We start from the raw sequence: 22,032 nt of genomic DNA, 5'->3' as shown, positions 1-22,032 counted from the left end.
TTTGGCTCGGGGGCGGTGGTCGAGATATGAGCGTCAGCGACGAGTTCGACGAGTGGGCGGCCGCCGGCAAGGACCGAGGGATGGAGGACCGCCACTGGCACACGGCCAAACACGTCCTGGCACGGATGCCGGTCGAGGCCGGCGAGACGGTCCTGGATCTGGGCTGTGGCAGCGGCTACGCCGGCCGCGCACTCAGGGAGACCAAAGACGCCGGCCGGGCCTACGGCATCGACGCGTCGCCGGCGATGGCCCACAACGCCAGCGAGTACACCGACGATCCGGGCGTCGGCTACCTGATCGGCGACTTCGAGCACCTGCCCTTCGAGACCGACAGTATCGACCACTGCTTCTCGATGGAGGCGTTCTACTACGCGAGCGACCCCCACGCGGCGCTGTCGGAACTCGCCCGCGTCGTCCGCCCCGGCGGGACCATCCACATCGCCGTCAACTACTACGAGGAGAACGTCCACTCCCACGAGTGGCAGGCGTTCATCGACGTTCCGATGACCCGCTGGGACCGCAGTGAGTACCGCCAGGCGTTCCGCGAGGCCGGCTTCGACGTCGCGGTGCAGGACAACATCCCCGACCGGGAAGTCGAGATTCCGCCGGCCAGCGAGTTCCCCACGGAGGACTGGGAGACCCGCGAGGCGATGGTCGAACGCTACCGCGAGTACGGGACCTTAGTCACTGTCGGCGTGCGCTAGCGCCGGGAACGCTTTTGCCCTCGGCCGCCGAACGCTCGCCGTGGTCACTCGACAGCGAACCTACGTGCTCGCCGGCCTGCTGGCTGTGACGATCCTGCTGGCGACGTGGTTACTGTCGAGCGTGCTGGCGACGGTCTTCTTCGCCATCACGGTCGCGTACGTCCTCTACCCGTTCTCGGCCTGGCTCGTCGACCGCGGGCTCTCCAAGCGCCTCGCTGCGGCGGCCTCGACGGTCGTGGCATTCCTGGCCGGGACGGCGATCACGGTACCGCTGGTCGCTGTCCTGTACGTCCGCCGTCGGGACCTGTTTGCCTTCCTCCGGCAGCTCCCCCAGACGGTCGTGATCCGGTTCGGCGAGTTCGCGGTGCCGATCGAGATCGCAGAACTCCTGGTGGCACTCAGGGGGACCCTTCAGGCACTGACAGTCACGCTCGCGACGCTGATGCCGATCCTGGCGCTGAAAGCGGTCCTGTTTACGATACTCGTCTACGCGCTCCTCTGGCGGCCGGCGGCGCCGAAACACGAGCTCTACGAGCTGATCCCCGTCCAGTATCACGACATCGTCGACCGCCTGCACAGACGGCTCCAGGCGACCCTGTACGCCATCTACGTCCTGCAGGCGGCGACCGCGTTCGGCACGTTCCTGATGGCGTGGGCGGTGTTTGCGGCGCTGGGGTACGAGAGCGCATTCGCGCTGGCCGTCGTCGCCGGTATCCTGCAGTTCGTTCCCGTCGTCGGCCCGAGCGTCGTCGTCATCGCGATTGCGGCTGCCGACGTCGTCGCGGGGGATGTTATCGGGGCCGTACTGGTGACCGTCTTCGGGCTCGTCCTCGTGGGGTTCCTGCCCGACGCGGTCATCCGGCCCCGACTGGCCCAGTACACGACGGGGATGCCCGCGAGCCTCTACTTCGTCGGGTTCACTGGCGGCGTGCTGTCGCTGGGACTCGTGGGCTTTATCGCCGGGCCGGTCATCGTCGCGCTGCTCGTCGAGGTGATCCACCTGGTCACCGACGACCGGTCGACCGAGCAACAGCAGCTCTCGTGATCACTCGGTGCCGGTCGCCAGCGGGCGGTCCTGTGCCTCCCACTCCGTGAGGCTGCCCTCGTAGAAGCCGATCTCGTCGAATCCGAGTTCCCGGAGGACGACGTAGGTGTGGCTGATACGCCGCGCGGTGTTGCAGTAGAGCACCACCCGTTTCTCGGGGACGATACCAGCAGCCGCGAGCACGTCGAGTGCCTCGTCGTGTGGGAGGAGGCCCCGCGTCTCGTCGTCGACGAGGTCACGCCAGTCCAGCAGGACGGCGCCCGGGATGTGGCCCTCGGTGTACTCGCTCTCGTCGCGGGTGTCCACGACCACGGCGTCTGGGTCGTCGGTGGCGGCCGCCACCGCATCGGGCCCCACCAGCGGCGTCTCGCTCGGCGGGTCGACGGCGTAGTCGGTCGGCTCGACCGCCGGGGCCTCGCTGGACGTCTCGAAGGAGCGTTGCCAGGCCGAGAAGTCGCCGTCGAGCAGGTGGAGTCGCTCGGGGGCGTGGCCCAGCAACTCCGCCGTCACGAGGAAGCGGGCGGCGAAGACGCCGTGGTGGTCGTCGTACGCGACGACGTCGTCGTCCGGCGCGATACCGGCCTCCGAGAGGAGGCGTTCCCACGCCGCTTCCGTGGGGAGCATCCCGTCCCCGTCGTCGGCCTGGTCCGTCCGGAACTCGTCGAACGGGATGTTCACCGCGCCCGGCAGGTGGCCGAGGCCGTCGTACTCCCAGGCATCCCGCACGTCCACGACCCGGAGTGTGTCGAGGGTGTCGCTGACCCACTCCGCGGAGACGATATCTGTCATTATCTGGCGCTATCGCCTCCGACGGCTTGAAAACTCCCATCGAAGACGGTCGAAGGCCGAGGCAACTGTTGCCGCATCCCGGGCAGTGTTACTGGCTGCCACGACGCCGACCACGATCCGGCCGCCTGCTCGCGGTTCGCGGCGGTAGCCCGGTCCCGGTGTGTCAATCGATCGCCACGATACCGGCAACATCTGCCGACGGGAGGGATGAGTGGTCGAACATGCCGACACTCGTGGTAATATATGGGTGGTAGACGAACGATACAACGCATTATGACTGAATACGCCAACGACGTGCTCGTCTCGGCCGACTGGGTCAGCGAGCACCTCGACGAGTTCCAGAGCGACGATCCGGCCCACCGACTGGTCGAGGTCGACGTCGACACGGAACTGTACGACGAGAGCCACATCCCCGGTGCCATCGGCTGGAACTGGGAGACAGACCTCCAGGACCAGACCACGCGGGACATCCTCTCGAAGGAGGACTTCGAGGACCTGCTGGGCTCGGCCGGCATCACCGAGGACTCGACGGTCGTCCTCTACGGTGACAACTCCAACTGGTTCGCTGCCTACACCTACTGGCAGTTCAAGTACTACGGCCACGACGACGTGAAGCTGCTCGACGGCGGCCGCGAGTACTGGGTCGAGAACGACTACGAGGTAACCGACGAGGTGCCCGAGTTCGACGCCGTCGACTACGAGGCCGCCGGCCCGCGTGAGTCCATCCGTGCCTACCGCGAGGACGTCGAGAACGCCATCGAACGCGAACTGCCGCTCGTCGACGTTCGCTCGCCCGAGGAGTTCTCCGGCGAGATCCTCGCACCGCCAGGACTCCAGGAGACCGCCCAGCGTGGCGGCCACGTCCCCGGTGCCCGCAACATCTCGTGGGCTGCCGTGACCAACGACGACGGCACCTTCAAGAGCCGCGACGAGCTGGAGGAACTCTACGCCGCCGAGGGTATCGACGGTGACTCTACCGTCGTCGCCTACTGCCGCATCGGCGAGCGCTCCTCGGTCGCCTGGTTCGCGCTCCACGAACTGCTGGGCTACGACGACGCCATCAACTACGATGGCTCCTGGACCGAGTGGGGCAACCTGGTCGGTGCGCCTATAGAAAAAGGCAGTAACTGAGCGGACCGAACGCCGCGACTTTTGTTTTTGTCGTGTGATCGACGACTGACTCGGACGGGCTGAAACCGACCGTGGATTCAAGACCGCTGAGCCCAACTACCGTCCGTGGACCGCACCGAACTCGAACGGGCGCTTCGGGAGGCCTTCGACGCCGACGAGCGGGTCGTCCCGGTCGTCTCCAGGCAGGCCAGAGACATGGCCGACGCGGAGCAGTTCGACTCCGACTTCGACGCGGAGTTGACCGTCCAGACCGTCGTCCGGAACCTCGACGACGCCCCGGCGGGCTACTCACTGGTCGAGCGATGGAACTGGTGGCTCGGTGCGCTCGATCTCTCTCACGGTGGGTACGCGCGCTTCAGCGTCCGCCCTGACATCGAAACCGAGTCGTGACTCGGGAGGCCGAGTACCGCCGTCGAGCGACGCGGTCGCTCACCGGGTGTGTTCTGGAAAAATTCGGCGCCAGACGCCAGCCGGCTCAGAATACGCTGAGCCCGTGTGACTCTCGTGCGTGTTCGAGAAGCTCGTCCGTGCTCTCGAACGCTTCACCGCAGCTGCACGTGTGATACGTGGTCGTCGGTGTCTGCTGGCGTGTCGCCATGACAGTCTAGTGTTGACGGGGGAGTATAATAATTGTTTATGGTAATATGGTACCGATGCACAACCGTCGTGTTGGCTAGACACACGATACCGTACGGTGAAACTACTCGATGGGCTGCAGCCGTCGCCAGTTCTGCCGCGTAGTAGGGGCATCGTTACTTACATCGAGGCGGTCCCGCCTGCAGCCATGCTCGGACCACTGCTTGCCACTGCCCGCCTCCGGCGACGCCGACCCGTCGACTACCGCGTCCGCTCGGTGGTGTCCGATTGATGGGGCGCCTCCGCTCGACGTTCGGCGCTACCCTGGTCGCGCTCCTCCTCTGGATCGGGTGGGGGCTCTACGCCGCCCGGACGGCCGCCGCGGTCCCCTACGAGCGACTCACATCGGTCGACGGCGTCGAGATTCGCCGGTACCCGGAGACGGTTCTGGTCGAGACCACGGCACCGGACTCGGGAACGGCGTTCCGGCGTCTGTTCCAGTACATCAGCGGTGCGAACACCCGGAACGAGGACGTGGCGATGACGGCGCCCGTCGTCACCAGCGCGGAGACGGCCCCCGCCCCACGACCCAGCAGCGGCGAGACGGTCTCGATGACTACGCCGGTCCGGACCGACCGGAACGGTGTGGGTGTGACGATGGCGTTCTACCTCCCGGCGGAGTACACGCCGGGGACGGCGCCCGTTCCGACCGACGACGCCGTCCGACTGATCGTCGAGCCGGCACGGACTGTCGCTGTCGCGTCTTTCTCCTGGTACGCGACCGACAGTCGCGTCGAACGTGCCCGGTCGACGCTCCGGCGGACGCTCTCCGACGCGGGCGTCACGATGCGCGGTGATCCAGTCCTGCTACAGTACAACGACCCCTGGACGCCGCCGTTCATGCGGACCAACGAAGTCGCCGTCACTGTCGACCCGGCGACCGTGCCCGACTGAGCAGGCTGTCTCCCCGTTCCACCGACAGTACCGTTCTCCCACAGAGTCATACTACTGGAGCCCTGACTGAAAGCCGATACTACCCGCTGTCATCCAGCATGACCGACGCCACCTCCACCGAAGCGTACCGTGACCGGGTCTACGAGGCGTTCGCGGATCGGCGCCGCCCATTTAGCGATGCTGTTACGGACGCGTTAGCGGCCGGAACTGACCGGATGGCCGTCTCTGTCGGCTTCATGACGAAGATCGTCGACGAGAGACAGTATATCGAGCACGTCGTCGGTGGCCACGAGCAGATCCAGCCGGGTGCGGAGTGTCCGCTGGCGGAGGCCTACTGTCGGCGGACTATCGACCTGGAGGGGCAACTGAGCATCCAGGACGCCGCGGCCTCGTCGGAGATCGCCGACGCAGCGTACGACCGGTTCGGGCTCGGCTCGTACATCGGGAGCAAGGTCGTCGCCGACGATGAGGTCTACGGGACCATCTGTTTCGCCGACGAAGATCCGCGCGAGCAGCCGTTCACGGAGGCCGACGAACTGTTCGTCGAACTCGTCGCCAGGCTGGTCGGCCGGGCCATCGAGCGCCGCGCCCACGAACGCGAGATCGCCGAACAGACGGCCGAACTCACCGCCGAGAAACGCCGGTTCGAGGGGATCGCCGAGAACAGCTTCGACGTCATCTTCCGTGTCGACCGGGAGAGTCGGTTCACCTACGTCTCCGAGGCGGCCCAGCGGGTCCTCGGGTACGACCCCGACGACCTCGTCGGTGACGCGTTCTCGGAGCATCTGACCCCTGCGGCCGCCGTCGACGCGCTGGATGCCTTCGACGACCTGCTCGCCGGCGAGTCGGTCCAGGGACTGGAACTGGCCTTCGAACACCGGGACGGTAGCGAGGTCTACGTCGAGGTCAACGCGACGCCGCTCACCGACGAGGGCGAGATCACGGCCGTCCAGGGGGTCGGCCGTGACATCACCGCCCGCCGGGAGCGTGAACGCGAACTCCGTATCCGGACCCGCGCGATGGACGAAGCGGAGGTCCCGATCACCATCGCCGACGCTGCCGACCCGAACAACCCGATCATCTACGCCAACGACGCCTTCGAGGTGGTGACTGGCTACAGCGAGGCAGAGATCACCGGCCGGAACTGTCGCATCCTCCAGGGACCCGAGACCGACGCGGACGCCACGGCACGGCTCGGGGAGGGGGTCGCTACTGGTCGGCCAGTGACCCAGGAGGTACTGAACTACCGCAAGGACGGGTCCCCCTTCTGGAACCGGGTCTCGGTGACGCCCATCGAGGACGAAAACGGGGAGATAACCCACTACCTCGGGTTCCAGCAGGATATCACCGACCGGAAACGGAGCGAACGGCTGGTCGGGCTGTTGAACCGCGTGCTCCGGCACAACCTCCGGAACGAACTGACGGTCATTCAGGGCTATGCGGAGTTCATCGACGACCCACCGCCGGGAACCGACGTCGCGGCGGGGATCCGCAACCCGCTCGAGCGCCTCATCGACCTGAGCGAGAAGGCCCGCGAACTGGAGACCTACGCGCGCCAGGATCGGTATCCTGCTCGTCTCTCCCTCGGCGAGATACTGGACCGGGTCACAACGCCGCTCCGTGAAGCCCACCCCGAAGCGACCGTCACCGTCACGATCGACACCGACCGCGACATCTGTGCCGGCGAGGAACTCGAACGCGCGGTCGAGGAACTCGTGACCAACGCCCTCGAACACGATCCGGCCGCCGACACGACAGTCGAGGTCACCGCCCGCGACGACGGCGAGTGGATCGAGATCGTGGTCGTCGACGACGGTCCCGGGATCCCCGCGATGGAGGCACGCGTCGTCGAGACGGGCGAGGAGACCGACCTCCAGCACGGCAAGGGACTGGGGCTGTGGCTCGTCAACTGGACCGTCACCCGCTACGGCGGCTCTTTCCAGATCCAGGGTGGGGATGGGACCACCGCCACGCTCCGCTTGCCGGCCATCGAGGACGGCGAGACCGTCGACGGGGTGGCCCGGCGACCGACCGTCCTCTTCCGGTGACGAACCGACGGAGGGAAACCCGCGGGGCCGCTACACCGGGACCATGGAGGTCCAGTTTCTCGGCGGTGCCGACGAGATCGGGCGGAGTGCCGTCCTCGTGGACGACAGCTTGCTGCTCGACTACGGGATGGCCAGCGAGTCTCCGCCGCAGTACCCCGTCGGCGACGTCGATCCGGACGCCGTCGTCGTGAGCCACGGCCACCTGGACCACGCGGGCGCCGTCCCCGCGCTGATGTCGAGTGGCGACCTCCCGCCGGTCCACTGGACGCCACCGACACGCGAGCTGGCGACGACGCTGGCCGAGGACACGCTCAAGCTACACGGCTCGACGCCGCGCTGTCCGTTCACCGACACCGACGTCCGACGACTCACCCAGGCCTCCGTGACCCACGGCTACGACGAGCCCTTCGAGGCGGCCGGCTACGAGATCACCTTCTACAACGCGGGCCACATCCCCGGGAGCGCACACGTCCTGGTCGACGATGGAGACACCCGCCTGCTCTATTCGGGCGACTTCCACACCGGCGAGCAACGGCTCGTCGCCCCGTCGACCGCTCGCCCGGAGGCGGACGTGGTCGTCTGCGAGTCGACGTACTCGGACGTGACCCACGACTCCCGTGAGACCGTCGAACGGCGGTTCGCCGAGAGCGTCCAGCAGACGGTCTGGCAGGGCGGGACCGTCGTCGTCCCGGCGTTCGCCATCGGGCGCACGCAGGAGGCGATGTTGGTCTGTAACGCCCACGACATCGACTGCTACGTCGACGGGATGGGCCAGCGGGTGACCAAGCAACTCAAACGCCATCCCGAGTTCCTCAGAGACGCCGACGCGCTCCGGGGCGCGACGTCGAGCGCCCGCTTCGTCACGGGGCGGGACGGCCAGCGGGAACGGATCGCCGAGCAGAACACGGTCATCATCACCACGTCGGGGATGCTCTCCGGTGGCCCCGCGATGACGTACGTCCCGGCTATCCGGCACCACCCGACCAACAAGGTCGCCATGACGGGCTATCAGGTCGAGGGGACGCCTGGCCGGGACCTCTTAGAGACCGGCAGCGCCGAACTTGACGGGCGCGTGATGCCCGTCAGCGCCCAGGTCGAGCAGTACGACTTCTCGGCACACGCCGACCGCGAGGGGCTCCTGTCCTTTCTCGACGCCTACCGGGACGCCCCGGTACTCGTCAACCACGGCGACCGCTGTGGGGCCTTCGCCGAGGAACTCCGGGCGGACGGCTACGACGCGAAGGCTCCCGACCTCGGCGACGTGATTCCCTGTTGAAACAGGGAACGCGACACGGGCGAGTCGATCGACGAGCAGTCGGAGCGAAGACGGCGTGACACCCGCGGCTGTCCGGAGCAGCGTTCGAGCCAGGGGCGCTTGCCGTAGAGCGAGGGACCCGCAGAACCGGTCGAGAAGTGAGCGTTCACACCTGCGGAACGGTTCGACGAGGTCGTCGGGAGCAGTCACAGACGGTCTCCTGTCGAGACGCTGCCCAGCCCGGCCGCGACGGACCACCACCCTCAATACGCCCGGGTGTGCGCCGGTCAGTATGGCCACAGTTCGTCAACGGCGACTCATCGGGGTCGCAATGGTGGCCGTCGGGCTCCTCCAGGCGGCTCTCGGCGGCCTCGACGACGACCTCGTCTTTGCGGTGCTCGGCGTGATCTACGCCGCGATCGGCGTGGCGTATCTCCGGTTCGAGGGGGACGACTGACTCGGGATCCGGATCCGGGTCGGGTGCCAATCGGATACTATCATTTCGTGGGCGATCCGCGGTCCGTCGTCTCACCGGTGGTTCCGCCCCGGGCGCGGACGACACCGACTGCGGTTCCCATACTCGCCCCCAGGCCGATGCCGAGCCCGAGCCAGAAGGGAAGATCGCCAGTGATGGCGCCGATAGCGACCCCGGTCCCGGCGCCGAGAGCGTTCCCGAGCCCGAGTCCGAGGGCGATGGTGCCGTGCGAATCGGAATCCATGGCACTCTCTCGTCGTCGACCAATATAACTCTGTGTCGCACGCACTCGGCGGCGACTCGGCCACCGAACCCGGTCCCGGAGCCGTTCGCGTGGCCGGCCGACGCGCAGTCCAAACCGGTTCACTGACGAACCTCCCCTGTCGGGGAACGGCTGCGAGCAGCGCGTCGATGTCGCCAGCGGTTGAAGACGGCCCGCCAGAGCTCACAACGGGAGCGCCAGAGCCAGTGCTCCGACCCTGGCCCGCCGCGTGCAGTGTCGAGACCGTGTCAACCGAGCATATGGTTTTATCCAGTACGGATACTCAATTGACACGAACGGTGATGTCGATGATCCACGACACCCGGACTCGCCGCGCCCCCGGTGGCACTGAACGGAAGACAATTCCCGGACGGGACAATGGCCAGTGAGGGGGCGTCTGGCGTCGACGGCGACGTGCCGGTCGCGCATCTCGTCGCGTTCGCCCTCGTCACTCTCGCCGTGAGTGGCGGGGTCGCTGCCGCGACGATTGTCGAGACAGTTTCGAGCGTGACGACGGTCCCGATCATGCTCGCGCCCGCGCTGATGGCCATCGTTCTCCGTCGGATCCAGGGCTATTCTGTCCGGCGAACGGTCGTCGGGTCGCTCCGCGGGGCGACGGCCAGGTCGGTGGCGTTCGCGGTCGGCTTTCCAGTCGCCTTCATCGCGCTCGCTGCCGTCGTTGCGCTCTCGACGGGACTCGGGACGTACAACCCGGGTGGCGGCGAATTCAGCTACGTCGGGCCAGTGTTCCTCTTCCCGGTGTTCTTGCTGTTCGCGGGGGTCCTCACCTACGGGGAGGAACTGGGCTGGCGGGGGTATCTCCTGCCAGCGCTCACCGAGCGAGTCGGCCCGATCGCGGCCACCGTCGTCGTGGGTATCGTCTGGGCGCTGTATCACTTCCCGGCGCTGTACTTCGGCGCACAGGCGACCGGTCTCGGCGACCCGGTGACGACCGCGGTCATCCAGATGGGGGCGGTGCTGGCCGTCGCCGCGTTCCCGTTCTCGTACGCCTATTACCTCTCGGACGGGAGTGTCCTCCCGCCAGTGGTACTCCACCTGACGTGGAACCTTCTCAACCCGTTCGTGCTCGGGAACGTCTATACGAACGTCGAGGGGTTCATCGCCGGGCAGGTGATTCTGATCAGCGGCGAAGGGCTACTCGGACTGGCTCTCGGCATCCCGACGCTCGCCGTGGTCGCGCTCCTCATCCGCCAGCGACAGTTCTTCGGGACGGCGCCCCGCTCCGGGGGGTAGTCCGTCCCCATCCCGAGTTTGCGACGAGCCCCTGTCCTTTCTCGACGCCTATAGTAACAATTGAAACGATTTACACACCGATCGCACTGCCATCGTGCGATCGGGTGTGCATTGACTTTCAATGGCTACTATATCGGGACGCCCCGGTACTCGTCAACCACGGCGACCGCTGTGGGGCCGTCGCCGAGGAACTCCGGGCGGACGGCTACGACGCCAGCGCGCCGGCGCTGGGCGAGACAGTGTCGCTCTAACCGTCCTGCTCTTTGAGCCACTCGTCGAGCAGGTCCCTGACCGCCGCGTCGCGGTTGTCGCGGTGGTCCTTGAAGGCCTTCTCGTCGACCGCGTCCAGCAACTCCTCGTCGAGTTCGAGTTCGACCGCTTCCAGGTCGAGGTGCGCCTCGCTCATCGGGTTCGATGGGAGGGGCCGGACGGGTTTATACTCTCGTCAGACGGGCGTCGGCCGCCGGTGTGACACCTCAATGCAGGGTCCCCTCGCGGGCCTCGACGTCGGCGGCGAACAGGGCGTAGCCGACCTCGTCGACCCGGTAGCCGGTCTCGGCGGCGATCTCACGGATCGGCTCGATCATCGTCACGTAGTCAGCGGCGTCGAAGCTCTCCTTGCGCCCGTCGAGGTAGCCCAGGCGGTCAAGCGAGGCCCACACGCGCGTGTCGACGACCGCGTGGCGCTCGGGATCGAGCGCGGTCAGCACCGCCGAGGCGGTCGGGGCCTTGAACCCACGCAGGCCCGAGACGAGCTGGATCTTCGAGAAGTCACCGTCGACCGCGACGACGTTTGCGGTCACCTCGCGACACCGGTCCTCGGGATTGTCCTCGACGTGGTAGGCGCTGCGGGTCGAACTCGCGTAGGCGACGTCGTACAGCTGCTCGCGCGTGAGATATCCCTGCTCGCGGTAGCGCTCGCCCACCTCGTCGAGCCACGTCGGATCGAGCCCCTGCGTGTCGGCGTAGTCGGCCAGCGCCGACCGGACGTACTCGGTCAGGTCCATGGCTGTCGGTCGGGACTGCTGCCCGTTGAACGTTGCTGCTCGCCGCCGAAACCCCTTCCTCGCGCCCCGGCCAAGCGCGGGTATGGAACGAACACACCTCGACTTCGACCGGTACTTCGAGGTCGTCATGGAGACCGAGGAGGCACAGGCCGCCGAGATGACGGTCGACCCCGGCCGGACCGTCGGCGGCCCGGACAACTACCACGCCGAGAGCGACCAGTGGCTGTTCGTCGTCTCGGGCAGCGGCGTCGTCACCGTCGACGGCACCGACCAGCGGATCGACGCGGGCGACCTGCTGCGGATCGAGGCCGGCGAGCGCCACGGCATCGAGAACGACGGCGAGGTGCCCCTGGAGACGGTGAACGTCTACACGCCGCCGCGGTGAGTATCCACGGTAGACACCCCCTCGACGACACCGTTTTGGGCCTCCAGCAGGAAGGCTCCCGGCGATGGTAGCACTCCGGTCGCTGCTGGCGCCCCATCGGTACGACGCGGTCGCCGCGTGGGCGCTCACCCTCGTCCTCGTCGGCGCGGGCGGACAGTTCCTCGGACGCGGCGAACCGGACTGGGCGGTCTTTACTGCCCTCCTGGTCGCCGTCGCGCTCGTCGTCCCGGTCGCCACCCGCGATCCGGCCGTCACAGTGCCGGCCGAACTGCTGGCCCTCGTCACGCTGCCGGTTGCTGTACGGGCGGCCGGTGCGCTCCCGCAGGCGACGCCGTTCGTCGCGGCGGCCGGCCTCGCGCTGCTGGTCGCCGTCGTGCTGGACGCCTTCACCTCGCTGTCGATGACGCCGCGGTTCGCGGCCGTCTTCGTCGTCCTGACGACGATGGCCGCCGCGGGCGCGTGGGCGGTCGGCGCCTGGGCCGCCGACACGCTCGTCGGGACGGCCTTCGTCGCCGGCAAGACCGAACTGATGTGGGATCTGGTCGTGGCCACCGCCGTCGGGATCGGTGCGGGACTCGTGCTGGACCTCTACTTCCACGTCTCGGATCGCATCGACCGCCTCAGGGACGCTGCCGGAGAGAGCATCGACGCCGCCGACAGCGGTCGGGATCTCCCCGGCGAGTCGAGCCACCACACGACCGTCGTCAGGGCGCTGCAACTGTTGCTGGCTGGCATCGCCGCGGTCGCCGTGCTCCGCGGCGAGACGACGCTCGTCGTCAACAGCGCGGGTCCGCTGGCGATCACGTTCCTCCCGGCCGTCTTCCGCCGGGAGTACGACTACGCGATGGACACCGGCCTGGTGCTGTGGATCACGCTGGCGGCGACGTTACATGCCGTCGGCGCGTTCGGCCTCTACGAGGCGGTGGGCTGGTACGACAGTCTGGCCCACGCGCTGTCGGCCAGTATCGTCGCCGGCGTCGGCTACGCGCTGGCCCGCAGCGTCGAGGGTCATACCCGTGCCGTCACCTTCACCGCGGAGTTCCGGGCCGTCTTCGTCGTCCTGTTCGTCCTGGCGGTCGGGGTCGGCTGGGAGATCCTGGAGTTCACGAGCGGCGGCGCCGCGTCGCTGCTCGGTGGCGAGGCGGTCCTCGCCCAGTACGGGACCACGGATATCGTCAACGACCTCGTGTTCAACACGCTCGGGGCCGTCCTCGTGGCCCTCTGGGCCAGCGCCCACTTCGAGGGCGTGGCGGATCGGCTGGTCGGCAGTGTGGACGTGCTGGTCAGGGGCGGCGAGTAGAAACGCAGGTACGGCGACGAGGCCCACCCGCTCACGCCACGCCGGCGCGCTCGTCCTCGGGGTCCTGGATGTCGCCGACGAGTTCCTCCAGGGTGTCGGTGACGGTGACCATCCCGACGACCTCGCCGTCCTCCATGACCAGCGCGAGTTCCTGGCGCTCGGCCTGGAAGCGGTCGATGGCGTCACTGACACTGGTGTCGGCCGATATCGTCATCGGCGGGGAGGCGACCGCTTCGAGGTCGACGCCGTCGAGCAGGCCGGTGTCCTCGGCCAGCTCCTCTCGTTCGCGGACCAGTGCGGGCACGTAGACGATGCCCAGGAACTCCTCGAAGTCCGCGCCGATCAGCGGGAAGCGGGTGTGTGGCGTCTCGGCCAGTCGGCGGGCGTTGGTCTCGTCGTCGTCGGCCGTCGACAGCGCGACGATGTCCTCGCGGGGGACCATCACCTCGCGGACCTCCCGGTCGCCGACCTGGAAGGCCGCCAGGATCTCCTCCTTCCGTTCTTCCGCGAGGTCGCCCCGTTCGAGGATGGAACTGAGTTCGTTGCGCAGTTCGGCACGGGACTCGAAGCTCTCGACCTCGGCTTCGAGCCAGGCGCCGGACATCTCGACGCCGAACAGCCCCAGCGTCCACTTGGCGACGGTGTCGCCGATGGAGATCAGCGGCGAGATGAGTTTGGCGAACCAGTACAGCGGCGCCGCACCGTACCGACAGACGAACTGCGAGCGCTCGACACCCAGATAGGTCGGCGTCTGCTCGCCGTGGGTCAGGTGGACGAGGTTGATGATGACGAACGCGATTGCCGCGCCCATCCCGATGCCGGCCAACTGGGAGCCCTCGAACAGCGGCGCGAAGATGGCTGCCAGCGCCGGTTCGGCCACGATACCGACGGCGATCGAGGAGGCGGTGATCCCGACCTGACAGCTCGTCAGGTAGATCTCCAGGTCGCTGGTCATCTCCCAGGCGCGCTCCAGGGCGGCGCTCCCGTCGACGAACTCGTCCTCGGAGAACTGCCGAGCGCGGGTCAGCGCGAACTCGATAGCGACGAAGAAGCCGTTCGCGAGGATGAGCCCGACCCCGGCCAGCAGTCTGCCGAGGATCTCGATCGTTTCCATTGAGTGGGCGGCCGTGGCTGTTTGCATGGACTGGCCGGCCGTACTCGACGGTGGCTGGAAAAAGTGGTGCTACGCGCCGACCGCGAACTGGACGTCCGTCAGCTCCTCCGAGACCTGCCAGAGCTTCTGTGCGGCGCCCTCGTCCTTCGAGGCGCCGTTGGACTGCTGGCGTTCCGGCGCGCCCCGCATCCCCAACAGTCCGTCGGGGCCGATGTACTCGCCGCCGGTGATGCCCGGTGCTGTGGCGGCATAGAGCATCGGGAGCACGCCCCGCTCGGCCGACTGAGCGAAGACGGCGTTGGCGACCTGCATCATCGTCTCCCTGACCGGCGACTCCATCTCGCGGGGGCCACGGAACTGCAACTCCGTGTCCGCGTAGCCGGGGTGGCAGGCGACGCTGACGACGTCCTCGATACCGGCGTCGTCGATGCGGCGCTGGAGTTCGTAGGCGAACAGCAGGTTCGCCAGCTTGCTCCGACCGTAGGCCGACCACTTCCCGTAGGACTGCTCGGACAGCAGATCCGAGAAGTCCATCTCGCCCATCTCGTGGGCGCCGCTGGACTGAGTGACGACACGGGCCTCGCCGTCGCTCGCTCGCAGCGCCGGCCAGAGCCGTGCCGTCAGGGCGAAGTGACCGAAGTGGTTCACGCCCAGTTGCTTCTCGAAGCCGTCTTCGGTCTCCTGGCGCGGGATGGCCATCACGCCCGCGTTGTTACAGAGGACGTCGACGCCGTCGTAGTCGGCACGGACTCCCTCGGCGAACGTCCCGACACTGGACAGCGACGCCAGATCGCACTGCCGGACGTCGAGGTCGGCGTCGGGCACCGCCTGCTCGATCTCCCTGGCGGCCCGTTCCCCGCGCTCGACGTTTCTACAGGCCATCACGACGGTCGCTCCCTTGCGTGCGAAGGCCTCCGTTCCCTCGAAGCCGAGTCCACTGTTGGCACCCGTCACCACGACGGTCTCCCCGTCGAGTGACGGCATGTCCGCGACTGACCAGTCTCCCATCACCCCCCTCTAGCGACTCGACCTACAGAAACGCATCGGCAGTACCTTTATCCGTCGAGGGCATACGACCGGTCATGAGCGTTACCTCCATCACTGTCTACACGCGCGAGAACTGCGACCTCTGTGAGGAGGCCATCGACACCATCGAACGGGTGACCGAAGACACCGACGCGACGGTCGAACTTGACCTGGTCGACGTCGACGAGGACCCCGAACTGCAGGAAGAGTACGGCGAGACGGTCCCCCACGTCCTCGTCGACGGGTCGCCGGCGTTCACCTACGTCGTCCGGGAGACGGAACTGCGCGAGCAGCTGGCCTGACGGGGATCAGCTATCGTCGCCGACGAGTCGCTTCCGGGCCTGCTCGGCCCGACTCTCGGTCGCGTAGGTCAGTCTGAGGCGGCCGTCCCACTCGCCATCGGCGATTTTCGTCGCGAGTCCGGGTGCGACCTCGTAGCTCCTGTCGACGCTGGTCTGGACGATCTCGAACTCGTCGGGCGACCCGGCGACACCGGCGGTCCGGAACGTCTCGGCGACCGCCTGGCGTGCGCTGTCGGTGAGTCTGATCGTGAACCCCGGGACGCCTGTTCGCGTCTCGACCGCGCCGACCCGTCCGATGTCACCACCGGTGAACAGCACTCGGTCGGTGTCGGGGCCGCGCAGGCGGACCGCGAAGCGCCCGGCGGCCGATGGGGCGGGTGTCGCGGTGGACGCAGCGCTCGGTGTCTGTCGGTCCGAACCGATAGCGCTACAGCCAGCGACGGTTGTAGCGACCGTTGCACCGGTCAGGCGGAGGAGCGACCGTCTGGAGGGCGACATAGTCTGGTATCGCCACGGCCCATGTTTAATAGTTGGTCCCTTCAGCGCCTGGGCGCGGGTTCGCTGCCCGTGGAGTGACGTCGAGCCGAGACGGAGCGCTGTGGCGTCGCTTCGGTAGTGGTTCCCCCAGCGGCTACGAGTTCTGCAAGCCAGAGAGCTGCCGAAATCCCCAATTTCCTCGACCTCTCTAGGAGCGGGAATCTTCAAGAGACTCGTCCCTGACATTCAGCTATGAGGTCACTTCAGGCCCTACTCATGGGAATTCTGGTTGTCAGGTTCATCGTGAACGTAATAATCGCACTCGTCATCTCCGTGGTCGCGTTCATGGCCATCCCCAACCTGATCCAGTCCGGCCAGATTCCGGTCGCGCCGCTCGGACTAGAGTTCGCTTCGATGGGGATCCCGGCGACGATCCTGGGCGTGCCGACGACCTACGCCCTCGGCATCCTCCTGCTCGACCTCATGATCGTGTCCGGCGGCGGCAGCGGATCGTCCGGCGGTGGCGGCGGCCCCGAGTAACGAGACCCCGCCGGTGTCCCGCGCCGCGGCGGACGTCGGGATGACTCGCGAGGATCGAGTCCTACCGACCTGTTCGCCCTCGTTCGACCGCCTCGCCCAGCGCCCGCGTCGCCGCTTCGGGATCGTCGGCCGCCGTGATCGCCGTGATGACCGCCACGCCGTCGGCGCCCGCTGCGACCACGTCCGCCGCGTTCTCGGCGGTGATGCCACCGATGCCGACCACCGGGATGTCGACCGCGGCGGCGATGTCGGCGACCCGCTCGGTCCCGATGGCGTACTCGTCGTCCTCGATGTCGTCTTTCGATCCGGTGGCGTAGACCGCGCCCACGCCGAGGTAATCCGCACCGGCCCGCTGGGCCTCGCGAGCGTCCTCGACGGACGAGACCGACCGGCCGACGAGGGCGTCCTCGCCCAGCAACTCCCGTGCGACCGGCACCGGGAGGTCGCTGTCGCCCAGATGGACCCCGTCGGCGTCGACCGCCTGCGCGAGGTCGACACGGTCGTTGACGACGAAGGTCACGCCCGCCTCGCGGGTCAGCGCCCGGAGTCGCCGGCCCAGTTCGTAGCGCTCGCGTGCCGAGCGGTCCTTCTCGCGCAACTGGACGACCCCCACGCCACCGGCGATGGCCTGCTCGACGATGGCGACGGTGTCCCGGCCGGCCGACAGCGATGCCTGTGTCACCAGATACACGCCCCAGTCTACCATGTCCGGCGGTCGGTCCCCCTGCCTGCTGAGTCTTGTGTTCGACGCCCCGAAGACTCCTAAGTCGTCGGCGTCTACGTCGGGTATGGTCCTCGGAGCATTGCTCTCGTTCGTCGTCGGCCTGCTCGTCGGCGGCCTCGCCATCCACGTCGGTGCCTCGCTCGTCGTCGGGAAGAGCACCTACGGCAAGGCCCTGATCACCGCCGCGGTCGCCTCGTTCGCCTGGGCGCTCGTCTCCCTGTTCGTCGGCTGGATCCCACTGCTGGGCCCGCTCGTGGCCCTGCTCGTGTACGTCGGCGTCATCAAGATCCAGTACGAGAGTGGCTGGCTGCAGGCGGGCGCCGTCGCGTTCGTCGCCTGGCTTGCCTCGCTGCTCGTGCTGGCGCTGCTGCGGATGCTCTCGCTGGGGGTTCGGATCGTCGGCGTCCCGGGCGTCTGACGCTACTGTTCGCCGGGGGAGCCGACGACCAACACGGGGCCGAGCGACCGGTCCGCGACGCGCTGGTGGTCGTCGCCGAAGACGTACTCGCGGACCGACGGCGCGGTCTCGCCCATCACCACGAGGTCGTAGTCGGCCGCGACATCGGCGATGGCCGAGACCGGCGAGTCTGCCGTTATCGACCGTGTACCGATCCGCCCGGCGTCGACGCCGTGCTCGACGAGCGTCGTTCGGGCCCGTCGGACCCGGTCGCTCTCGCCAGTCTCGGTCACGACGTGGAGTAGCGTCACCGGGACGTCGTCGTCGGCGAGGAAGGCCGCGACGACGGCCGCGACGTGGTCGGGGTCGTCGCCACCGCGGAGCGAGACGAGTACTCGGTCGACGGCTGCCGTCGGGTTCGGGACGAGGATGCTGTCACAGTCGGTCTCGCTGGCCACGCGTCGGATGGTCTGTTCCTCCTCGTGGGTGAACACCAGTCGCGTCTCGGTCGGACAGCCGCTCGCCCGTGCGACCTCGGCGATCTCGGCCAGACTGGCCTGTGCGCGCGCCTCGAACTGGAGGCGGGCCTGTCCGGGAACCGTCTGCTCGGGGACGACGTGGTAGCCAAGGACGACGACCGGCAGCGGCGAGAGCACGGTAAAGAGCGCTTCGGGAACGGTCTCGCCGTCGAGGACGGCGACCGGAACCAGTATGCGGTGGCCCATCTCAGAACACCCCCTTCAGCCGGACGTCCCGGGCATAGTAGCTGTACCACCCGGCGGCCAGCACCATGACGCCGAGGCCGACGAGCTGTGAGAGCGGCCGCATGAACGCGATGAGGCCGAACGAGGCCACGGCCCCCAGCAGCGGCACCACCGGATAGCCGGGCGTCTCGAACTCCGGGTCGTACCACTCCGGACGGTTCCGGCGCAGCATGATCAGTGCGATACAGATGAGGCCGTACATGACGAGATGGAGGAACGAGGCGACCTCGGCGAGCACCTCGACGCGGCCGTACGCGACGAGTCCCAGCACCGGCACGCCGGCCAGCAGGAGCGCGACGTGCGGAGTGCCGTAGCGGAGGTTGATCTCGCTCGCACGCCGCGGGACCAGGGCATCCCGCGACAGCGCGTACAGCGCCCGCGACGAGGAGAGGATCGACGCGTTGGCCGAAGAGACCGTCGCCAACAGTCCAGCGAGCAGGATCGCGACCGCGCCGGCCAGGCCGGCGAACTGCCGGGCGACCTCGACGATGGCCGTCTCGCCGAACGTCGAGAGCGGTCCGGCGCCGAACGCGCTCGTCGCGACGAAGACGGTCGCGACGTAGAAGACGCCGACCACGACGACCGATCCGACCATCGCCAGCGGGAGCGTCCGTCCCGGTCGCTTGATCTCGCCGGCGACGGTGGCGACCTGTGCGAACCCCAGATACGACGTGAACACGAGCGCTGCAGTGCTGAACATCGGTCCGTAGCCGAAGGGTGCGAACGTCCCGGGCGTGCTCGACCGGCCGAACACGCCGACGGCGTCGAGGCCGCCGTAGCCCAGGAACACCGTGAGGATGAGCAACAAGACGGCGACGACGACGTTCTGGAGGGTCGCGACGTTCTCGGTCCCGGTCAGCGAGAGTACGGTCAGGAGGATCCCGAACAGGAGCGCGAGCGGTGTCACCGGATCGACGCCGACGGCGAGCCCGACCTCCGCGAGCACCGCGCTCGCGTAGGCGCCGAAGCCGACGAGGTAGAACGCCGAGGCGAAGACGAGGCCGAGCCAGAGACTCACACCGACGACCGTTCCGAACAGGGTACCCAGCCCGCGGGAGATGAAGTAGTAGCCACCGCCCGATCGGGGCATCGCCGTCGCGAGTTCGGAGGCCGGCAGCGCGACCAGTAGCGCGACGACGGCGCCGATGGCGAACGACCCGGCCGCTGCGGGGCCGGCCTCGCCCGCGGCGATGCCGGGGAACACGAAGATGCCCGCCCCGATCATCGTCCCGACGCCGATGGCCAGGCCGCCGACGAGCCCGATCGTCCGTTCGAGTTCGACGCCCTCCTCGTGGACAGTCGCCTCGGCCGTCGTCTCGCCGGGGTCGGCCGGCGGGGTCTGGGACGGGCGGACGTCCGGATCGGTGGCCGCCGAGTTCATGTCAGTAAATTCGACTGTCGTCGTGAAAAACCTGTAGGGCCAAACCATTACACTGCTCGCCCCCTCTTGGCCGCTATGCGGAACTTCCATATTACGACGATCTGGGGTATCCCGATCAAGGTCAACATCTCGCTGGTCATCTTCCTCCCCGTGCTGGCCTGGCTCATCTCCAGCACCCAGCAGATCGAAGTCTACGCCGGCATCGTCTCGGCGCTGGCCGGGACGCAACTGGATCTGGCCCGGTTGCAGGCCGGCTCGACACCGTGGCTCATCGGCAGTGCGGCCGCGCTGGGACTGTTCGCGAGCGTCGCGCTCCACGAACTGGGTCACTCCTACGCTGCGATGCGCTACGGGCTGGAGACCGAATCGATCACGCTGTGGATTCTCGGCGGGCTGGCCAGTTTCAAGACCATGCCCCGCGAGTGGAACCGCGAGTTCTGGATCGCCGTGGCCGGCCCCATCACGAGCATCCTCGTCGGGCTGGCCTGCTACGGCGCGTTGCTGGTCCTGCCGGCCAGCGCCAGCGTCACGCTGTTCGTCGTCGGCTGGCTGGCGGTCACGAACGTCATCCTCGCGGTGTTCAACATGCTCCCGGCGTTCCCGATGGACGGCGGCCGCGTCCTCCGGGCGCTACTGGCTCGCAATCGCCCGTACGCCTCGGCGACGCGGATCGCCGCCCGCATCGGGACCGGCTTCGCCGTCCTCTTTGCCCTCGTGGGTGTGCTCTCGTTTTCGCCGCTTCTGCTCCTGCTGGCGCTGTTCATCTACGGCGCCGCGACCGGCGAGTCACGGACCGTCGCGCTGGCGGACCTCCTGGAGGGACTCACCGTCGGCGACGTGGCCCGGCCCGCTGCATCGACCATCGAGGCCGACGCTCACGTCGAGGAACTGGTCGACCGGATGTTCGCCGACCGCACCACCGAGTTCACCGTCACCGACGGTGGCGAGGTGGTCGGCGTCGTTACCGTCGAGGACTTCCGTGCGCTCACGAAGGCCGAGCGCGAGGCCGACACCGTCGCCGACCTGATGGAGACGGATCTCCCACGGTTCGAGGAGACGATGCCAGCCTTCGACGCGCTGGTCGCACTCGACACCGGCAGGTCCGGTGCCGCGCTCGTCGACGGCCCCAGCGGGACCCGTGTCGTCTCGCGCAGTGACTTCAGTTCGGCCATGGAGATGCGCCGGCTGATGGGCGAATCGGGTCCGTTCTGACCCTGTCAGGCCGTCTCGGACTCCCGTGTGACCTCCACCGATCCCGACAGCTCCCGGCCCGCTGGCGGCCCCAGCGTGATCTGTTCCTCGTCGAAGCGGCGTTTGACCTGCCGCCGGAAGTCCGACTCCACGTCGGCGACGTCTCCGCTGCCCGGGTCGTCGATCCAGAACTCCGCACGGATCCGGACGTTGTCCGGCCCCATCTCGACGATCCGGGTGTTCGGCGACGGGTCGGCGGCGACCCGGTCGTGGTTGGTCGCCACCTGCGAGAGTTCCAGCAGCGCGCGTTCGGTGTCCTCGCCGTAGGCGACGAACACCTCTTCGGTGACCCGATAGCTGTCGCGGCCGAACGGCCGCGTCAACGCGTTGGTCGTCAGTTCCGTGTTCGGCACCGTAACCGTCTCGTTGTTCGGCGTCCGGATGCGCGTCACGCGGAAGTCGACCGCCTCGACGTGGCCCTCGCCGCCGGGCCAGGCGATCCAGTCACCGACGTTGAAGTCGGGGTCCGCGACGAGGAAGATGCCGCTGATGAGCGAACCAAACACCTCCTGGCCGGCGACCCCGAGCGCGAAGGTCAGCGCCGCGACCAGGATGGCCGAGTCGGTGTTCAACAGGAACTGTGCCTGTCCGGCGGCGATGAGTCCCAGCAGGACGGCGACCCCGACCAGTGTCACCTGGAGGTACGTCTCGCTGGCGGAGACCAGCGTCGGGTTGTTCCGGTTGCGCGTCCGGATCACCCGCAGGACGAGCGGGACCACGAGCAGGCGACCCAGCAGGACGACGGCCACGGCGACGACGACGAACGCGACCACGTCCGCGACAAGTTCGCTGTACGATTCGAGGACGGCCCAGTCCGAGGGAGTGAGTTGCCAGCGCACGTCCGAACGTCACTGCCGGTCGACAAAAATCC

General features: G+C 67.8%; 27 protein-coding genes. 16 read left to right on the top strand and 11 right to left on the bottom strand.

What is annotated here, in order from left to right; translation table 11 throughout:
- Positions 1-26: 26 nt before the first annotated feature.
- Both Hhyl2_RS11310 and Hhyl2_RS11305 read left to right on the top strand, forming a co-directional pair.
- The gene (locus Hhyl2_RS11310) at positions 27-704 is read left to right on the top strand and encodes a class I SAM-dependent methyltransferase (protein WP_483550877.1); all 678 of its coding nucleotides are present in this window, start codon (positions 27-29) and stop codon (positions 702-704) included.
- A gap of 40 nt (positions 705-744) precedes the next feature.
- On the top strand, positions 745-1,749 hold the full coding sequence (locus Hhyl2_RS11305; protein ID WP_483550876.1) for an AI-2E family transporter: 1,005 nt from the start codon (positions 745-747) through the stop codon (positions 1,747-1,749).
- Here Hhyl2_RS11305 and Hhyl2_RS11300 read toward each other — a convergent pair whose 3' ends face one another.
- On the bottom strand, positions 1,750-2,538 hold the full coding sequence (locus tag Hhyl2_RS11300; protein ID WP_483550875.1) for a sulfurtransferase: 789 nt from the start codon (positions 2,536-2,538) through the stop codon (positions 1,750-1,752).
- 273 nt (positions 2,539-2,811) lie between these two features.
- Between Hhyl2_RS11300 and Hhyl2_RS11295 the strand changes: the two genes are divergently transcribed.
- The 6 genes from Hhyl2_RS11295 (at position 2,812) to Hhyl2_RS11270 (ending at position 8,959) form a co-directional block, all read left to right on the top strand.
- Positions 2,812-3,669: a sulfurtransferase gene (locus tag Hhyl2_RS11295; protein WP_483550874.1), complete on the top strand. Its 858-nt coding sequence runs from the start codon at positions 2,812-2,814 to the stop codon at positions 3,667-3,669.
- Positions 3,670-3,774: 105 nt separating this feature from the next.
- Positions 3,775-4,059, top strand: coding sequence for a WNWW family protein (locus Hhyl2_RS11290; protein ID WP_483550873.1), 285 nt, complete (start codon positions 3,775-3,777; stop codon positions 4,057-4,059).
- Between the two features lie 477 nt (positions 4,060-4,536).
- Complete coding sequence (locus Hhyl2_RS11285; RefSeq protein ID WP_483550872.1) at positions 4,537-5,199, top strand: SOUL family heme-binding protein; 663 nt, start codon at positions 4,537-4,539, stop codon at positions 5,197-5,199.
- Positions 5,200-5,297: 98 nt separating this feature from the next.
- On the top strand, positions 5,298-7,247 hold the full coding sequence (locus Hhyl2_RS11280; RefSeq protein ID WP_483550871.1) for a PAS domain S-box protein: 1,950 nt from the start codon (positions 5,298-5,300) through the stop codon (positions 7,245-7,247).
- A 43-nt stretch (positions 7,248-7,290) separates the two neighbouring features.
- Positions 7,291-8,523 (top strand): MBL fold metallo-hydrolase, encoded by a 1,233-nt coding sequence (locus Hhyl2_RS11275; RefSeq protein ID WP_483550870.1) that lies wholly within the window; start codon positions 7,291-7,293, stop codon positions 8,521-8,523.
- A gap of 271 nt (positions 8,524-8,794) precedes the next feature.
- A complete protein-coding gene (locus Hhyl2_RS11270) occupies positions 8,795-8,959 on the top strand; it encodes a hypothetical protein (protein ID WP_483550869.1) in 165 nt (54 codons plus the stop codon).
- 40 nt (positions 8,960-8,999) lie between these two features.
- Here the strand turns inward: Hhyl2_RS11270 and Hhyl2_RS11265 are convergent, their stop codons facing one another.
- Complete coding sequence (locus Hhyl2_RS11265; RefSeq protein WP_483550868.1) at positions 9,000-9,221, bottom strand: hypothetical protein; 222 nt, start codon at positions 9,219-9,221, stop codon at positions 9,000-9,002.
- Positions 9,222-9,617: 396 nt separating this feature from the next.
- Between Hhyl2_RS11265 and Hhyl2_RS11260 the strand changes: the two genes are divergently transcribed.
- Together Hhyl2_RS11260 and Hhyl2_RS11255 are read left to right on the top strand one after the other, a co-directional pair.
- The gene (locus Hhyl2_RS11260) at positions 9,618-10,493 is read left to right on the top strand and encodes a lysostaphin resistance A-like protein (protein ID WP_483550867.1); all 876 of its coding nucleotides are present in this window, start codon (positions 9,618-9,620) and stop codon (positions 10,491-10,493) included.
- A 104-nt stretch (positions 10,494-10,597) separates the two neighbouring features.
- Positions 10,598-10,744, top strand: a complete 147-nt coding sequence (locus Hhyl2_RS11255) for a hypothetical protein (protein WP_483552045.1) — start codon at positions 10,598-10,600, stop codon at positions 10,742-10,744.
- Here the strand turns inward: Hhyl2_RS11255 and Hhyl2_RS11250 are convergent.
- Positions 10,741-10,899, bottom strand: coding sequence for a ribbon-helix-helix protein, CopG family (locus Hhyl2_RS11250; RefSeq protein ID WP_483550866.1), 159 nt, complete (start codon positions 10,897-10,899; stop codon positions 10,741-10,743). The two genes, Hhyl2_RS11255 and Hhyl2_RS11250, sit on opposite strands and share 4 nt — an antisense overlap.
- A 70-nt stretch (positions 10,900-10,969) precedes the next feature.
- Positions 10,970-11,500, bottom strand: coding sequence for a hypothetical protein (locus Hhyl2_RS11245; protein ID WP_483550865.1), 531 nt, complete (start codon positions 11,498-11,500; stop codon positions 10,970-10,972).
- 82 nt (positions 11,501-11,582) lie between these two features.
- Between Hhyl2_RS11245 and Hhyl2_RS11240 the strand changes: the two genes are divergently transcribed.
- Positions 11,583-11,885, top strand: coding sequence for a cupin domain-containing protein (locus tag Hhyl2_RS11240; protein ID WP_483550864.1), 303 nt, complete (start codon positions 11,583-11,585; stop codon positions 11,883-11,885).
- 64 nt (positions 11,886-11,949) lie between these two features.
- A complete protein-coding gene (locus Hhyl2_RS11235) occupies positions 11,950-13,185 on the top strand; it encodes a DUF2238 domain-containing protein (RefSeq protein ID WP_483550863.1) in 1,236 nt (411 codons plus the stop codon).
- A 31-nt stretch (positions 13,186-13,216) separates the two neighbouring features.
- Here the strand turns inward: Hhyl2_RS11235 and Hhyl2_RS11230 are convergent, their stop codons facing one another.
- Together Hhyl2_RS11230 and Hhyl2_RS11225 are read right to left on the bottom strand one after the other, a co-directional pair.
- A complete protein-coding gene (locus Hhyl2_RS11230) occupies positions 13,217-14,299 on the bottom strand; it encodes a hemolysin family protein (protein WP_483552023.1) in 1,083 nt (360 codons plus the stop codon).
- A gap of 69 nt (positions 14,300-14,368) precedes the next feature.
- Complete coding sequence (locus Hhyl2_RS11225; RefSeq protein ID WP_483550862.1) at positions 14,369-15,307, bottom strand: oxidoreductase; 939 nt, start codon at positions 15,305-15,307, stop codon at positions 14,369-14,371.
- 74 nt (positions 15,308-15,381) lie between these two features.
- On the opposite strand from Hhyl2_RS11225, the gene Hhyl2_RS11220 reads away from it, so the two are divergent.
- Complete coding sequence (locus tag Hhyl2_RS11220; RefSeq protein ID WP_483550861.1) at positions 15,382-15,627, top strand: glutaredoxin family protein; 246 nt, start codon at positions 15,382-15,384, stop codon at positions 15,625-15,627.
- Positions 15,628-15,633: 6 nt separating this feature from the next.
- Here the strand turns inward: Hhyl2_RS11220 and Hhyl2_RS11215 are convergent, their stop codons facing one another.
- Positions 15,634-16,125, bottom strand: a complete 492-nt coding sequence (locus tag Hhyl2_RS11215) for a hypothetical protein (protein WP_483550860.1) — start codon at positions 16,123-16,125, stop codon at positions 15,634-15,636.
- 255 nt (positions 16,126-16,380) lie between these two features.
- Here Hhyl2_RS11215 and Hhyl2_RS11210 point away from each other — a divergent pair, with 255 nt between their 5' ends.
- Positions 16,381-16,644 carry a hypothetical protein gene (locus Hhyl2_RS11210; protein ID WP_483550859.1) on the top strand — a complete coding sequence of 88 codons (264 nt, stop codon included), beginning with the start codon at positions 16,381-16,383 and terminating at the stop codon, positions 16,642-16,644.
- Positions 16,645-16,705: 61 nt separating this feature from the next.
- On the opposite strand, the gene thiE is transcribed toward Hhyl2_RS11210, so the two are convergent.
- The gene (thiE, locus tag Hhyl2_RS11205; protein ID WP_483550858.1) at positions 16,706-17,350 is read right to left on the bottom strand and encodes a thiamine phosphate synthase; all 645 of its coding nucleotides are present in this window, start codon (positions 17,348-17,350) and stop codon (positions 16,706-16,708) included.
- A gap of 82 nt (positions 17,351-17,432) precedes the next feature.
- On the opposite strand from thiE, the gene Hhyl2_RS11200 reads away from it, so the two are divergent.
- Complete coding sequence (locus tag Hhyl2_RS11200) at positions 17,433-17,786, top strand: hypothetical protein (protein ID WP_483550857.1); 354 nt, start codon at positions 17,433-17,435, stop codon at positions 17,784-17,786.
- 2 nt (positions 17,787-17,788) lie between these two features.
- Here the strand turns inward: Hhyl2_RS11200 and Hhyl2_RS11195 are convergent, their stop codons facing one another.
- Both Hhyl2_RS11195 and Hhyl2_RS11190 read right to left on the bottom strand, forming a co-directional pair.
- A complete protein-coding gene (locus tag Hhyl2_RS11195) occupies positions 17,789-18,490 on the bottom strand; it encodes a universal stress protein (RefSeq protein WP_483550856.1) in 702 nt (233 codons plus the stop codon).
- Position 18,491: 1 nt separating this feature from the next.
- Positions 18,492-19,910, bottom strand: a complete 1,419-nt coding sequence (locus Hhyl2_RS11190) for an APC family permease (protein ID WP_483550855.1) — start codon at positions 19,908-19,910, stop codon at positions 18,492-18,494.
- 75 nt (positions 19,911-19,985) lie between these two features.
- Between Hhyl2_RS11190 and Hhyl2_RS11185 the strand changes: the two genes are divergently transcribed.
- The gene (locus Hhyl2_RS11185; RefSeq protein WP_483550854.1) at positions 19,986-21,122 is read left to right on the top strand and encodes a site-2 protease family protein; all 1,137 of its coding nucleotides are present in this window, start codon (positions 19,986-19,988) and stop codon (positions 21,120-21,122) included.
- A 5-nt stretch (positions 21,123-21,127) separates the two neighbouring features.
- On the opposite strand, the gene Hhyl2_RS11180 is transcribed toward Hhyl2_RS11185, so the two are convergent.
- Positions 21,128-22,000 carry a mechanosensitive ion channel family protein gene (locus Hhyl2_RS11180; RefSeq protein WP_483550853.1) on the bottom strand — a complete coding sequence of 291 codons (873 nt, stop codon included), beginning with the start codon at positions 21,998-22,000 and terminating at the stop codon, positions 21,128-21,130.
- Between the last annotated feature and the right edge of the window lie 32 nt (positions 22,001-22,032).

Source organism: Haloarcula sp. H-hyl2 (assembly GCF_056934385.1).
The sequence above is the reverse complement of the archived record's forward strand: the minus strand, read 5'-3'. Positions and strand labels throughout refer to the sequence as shown.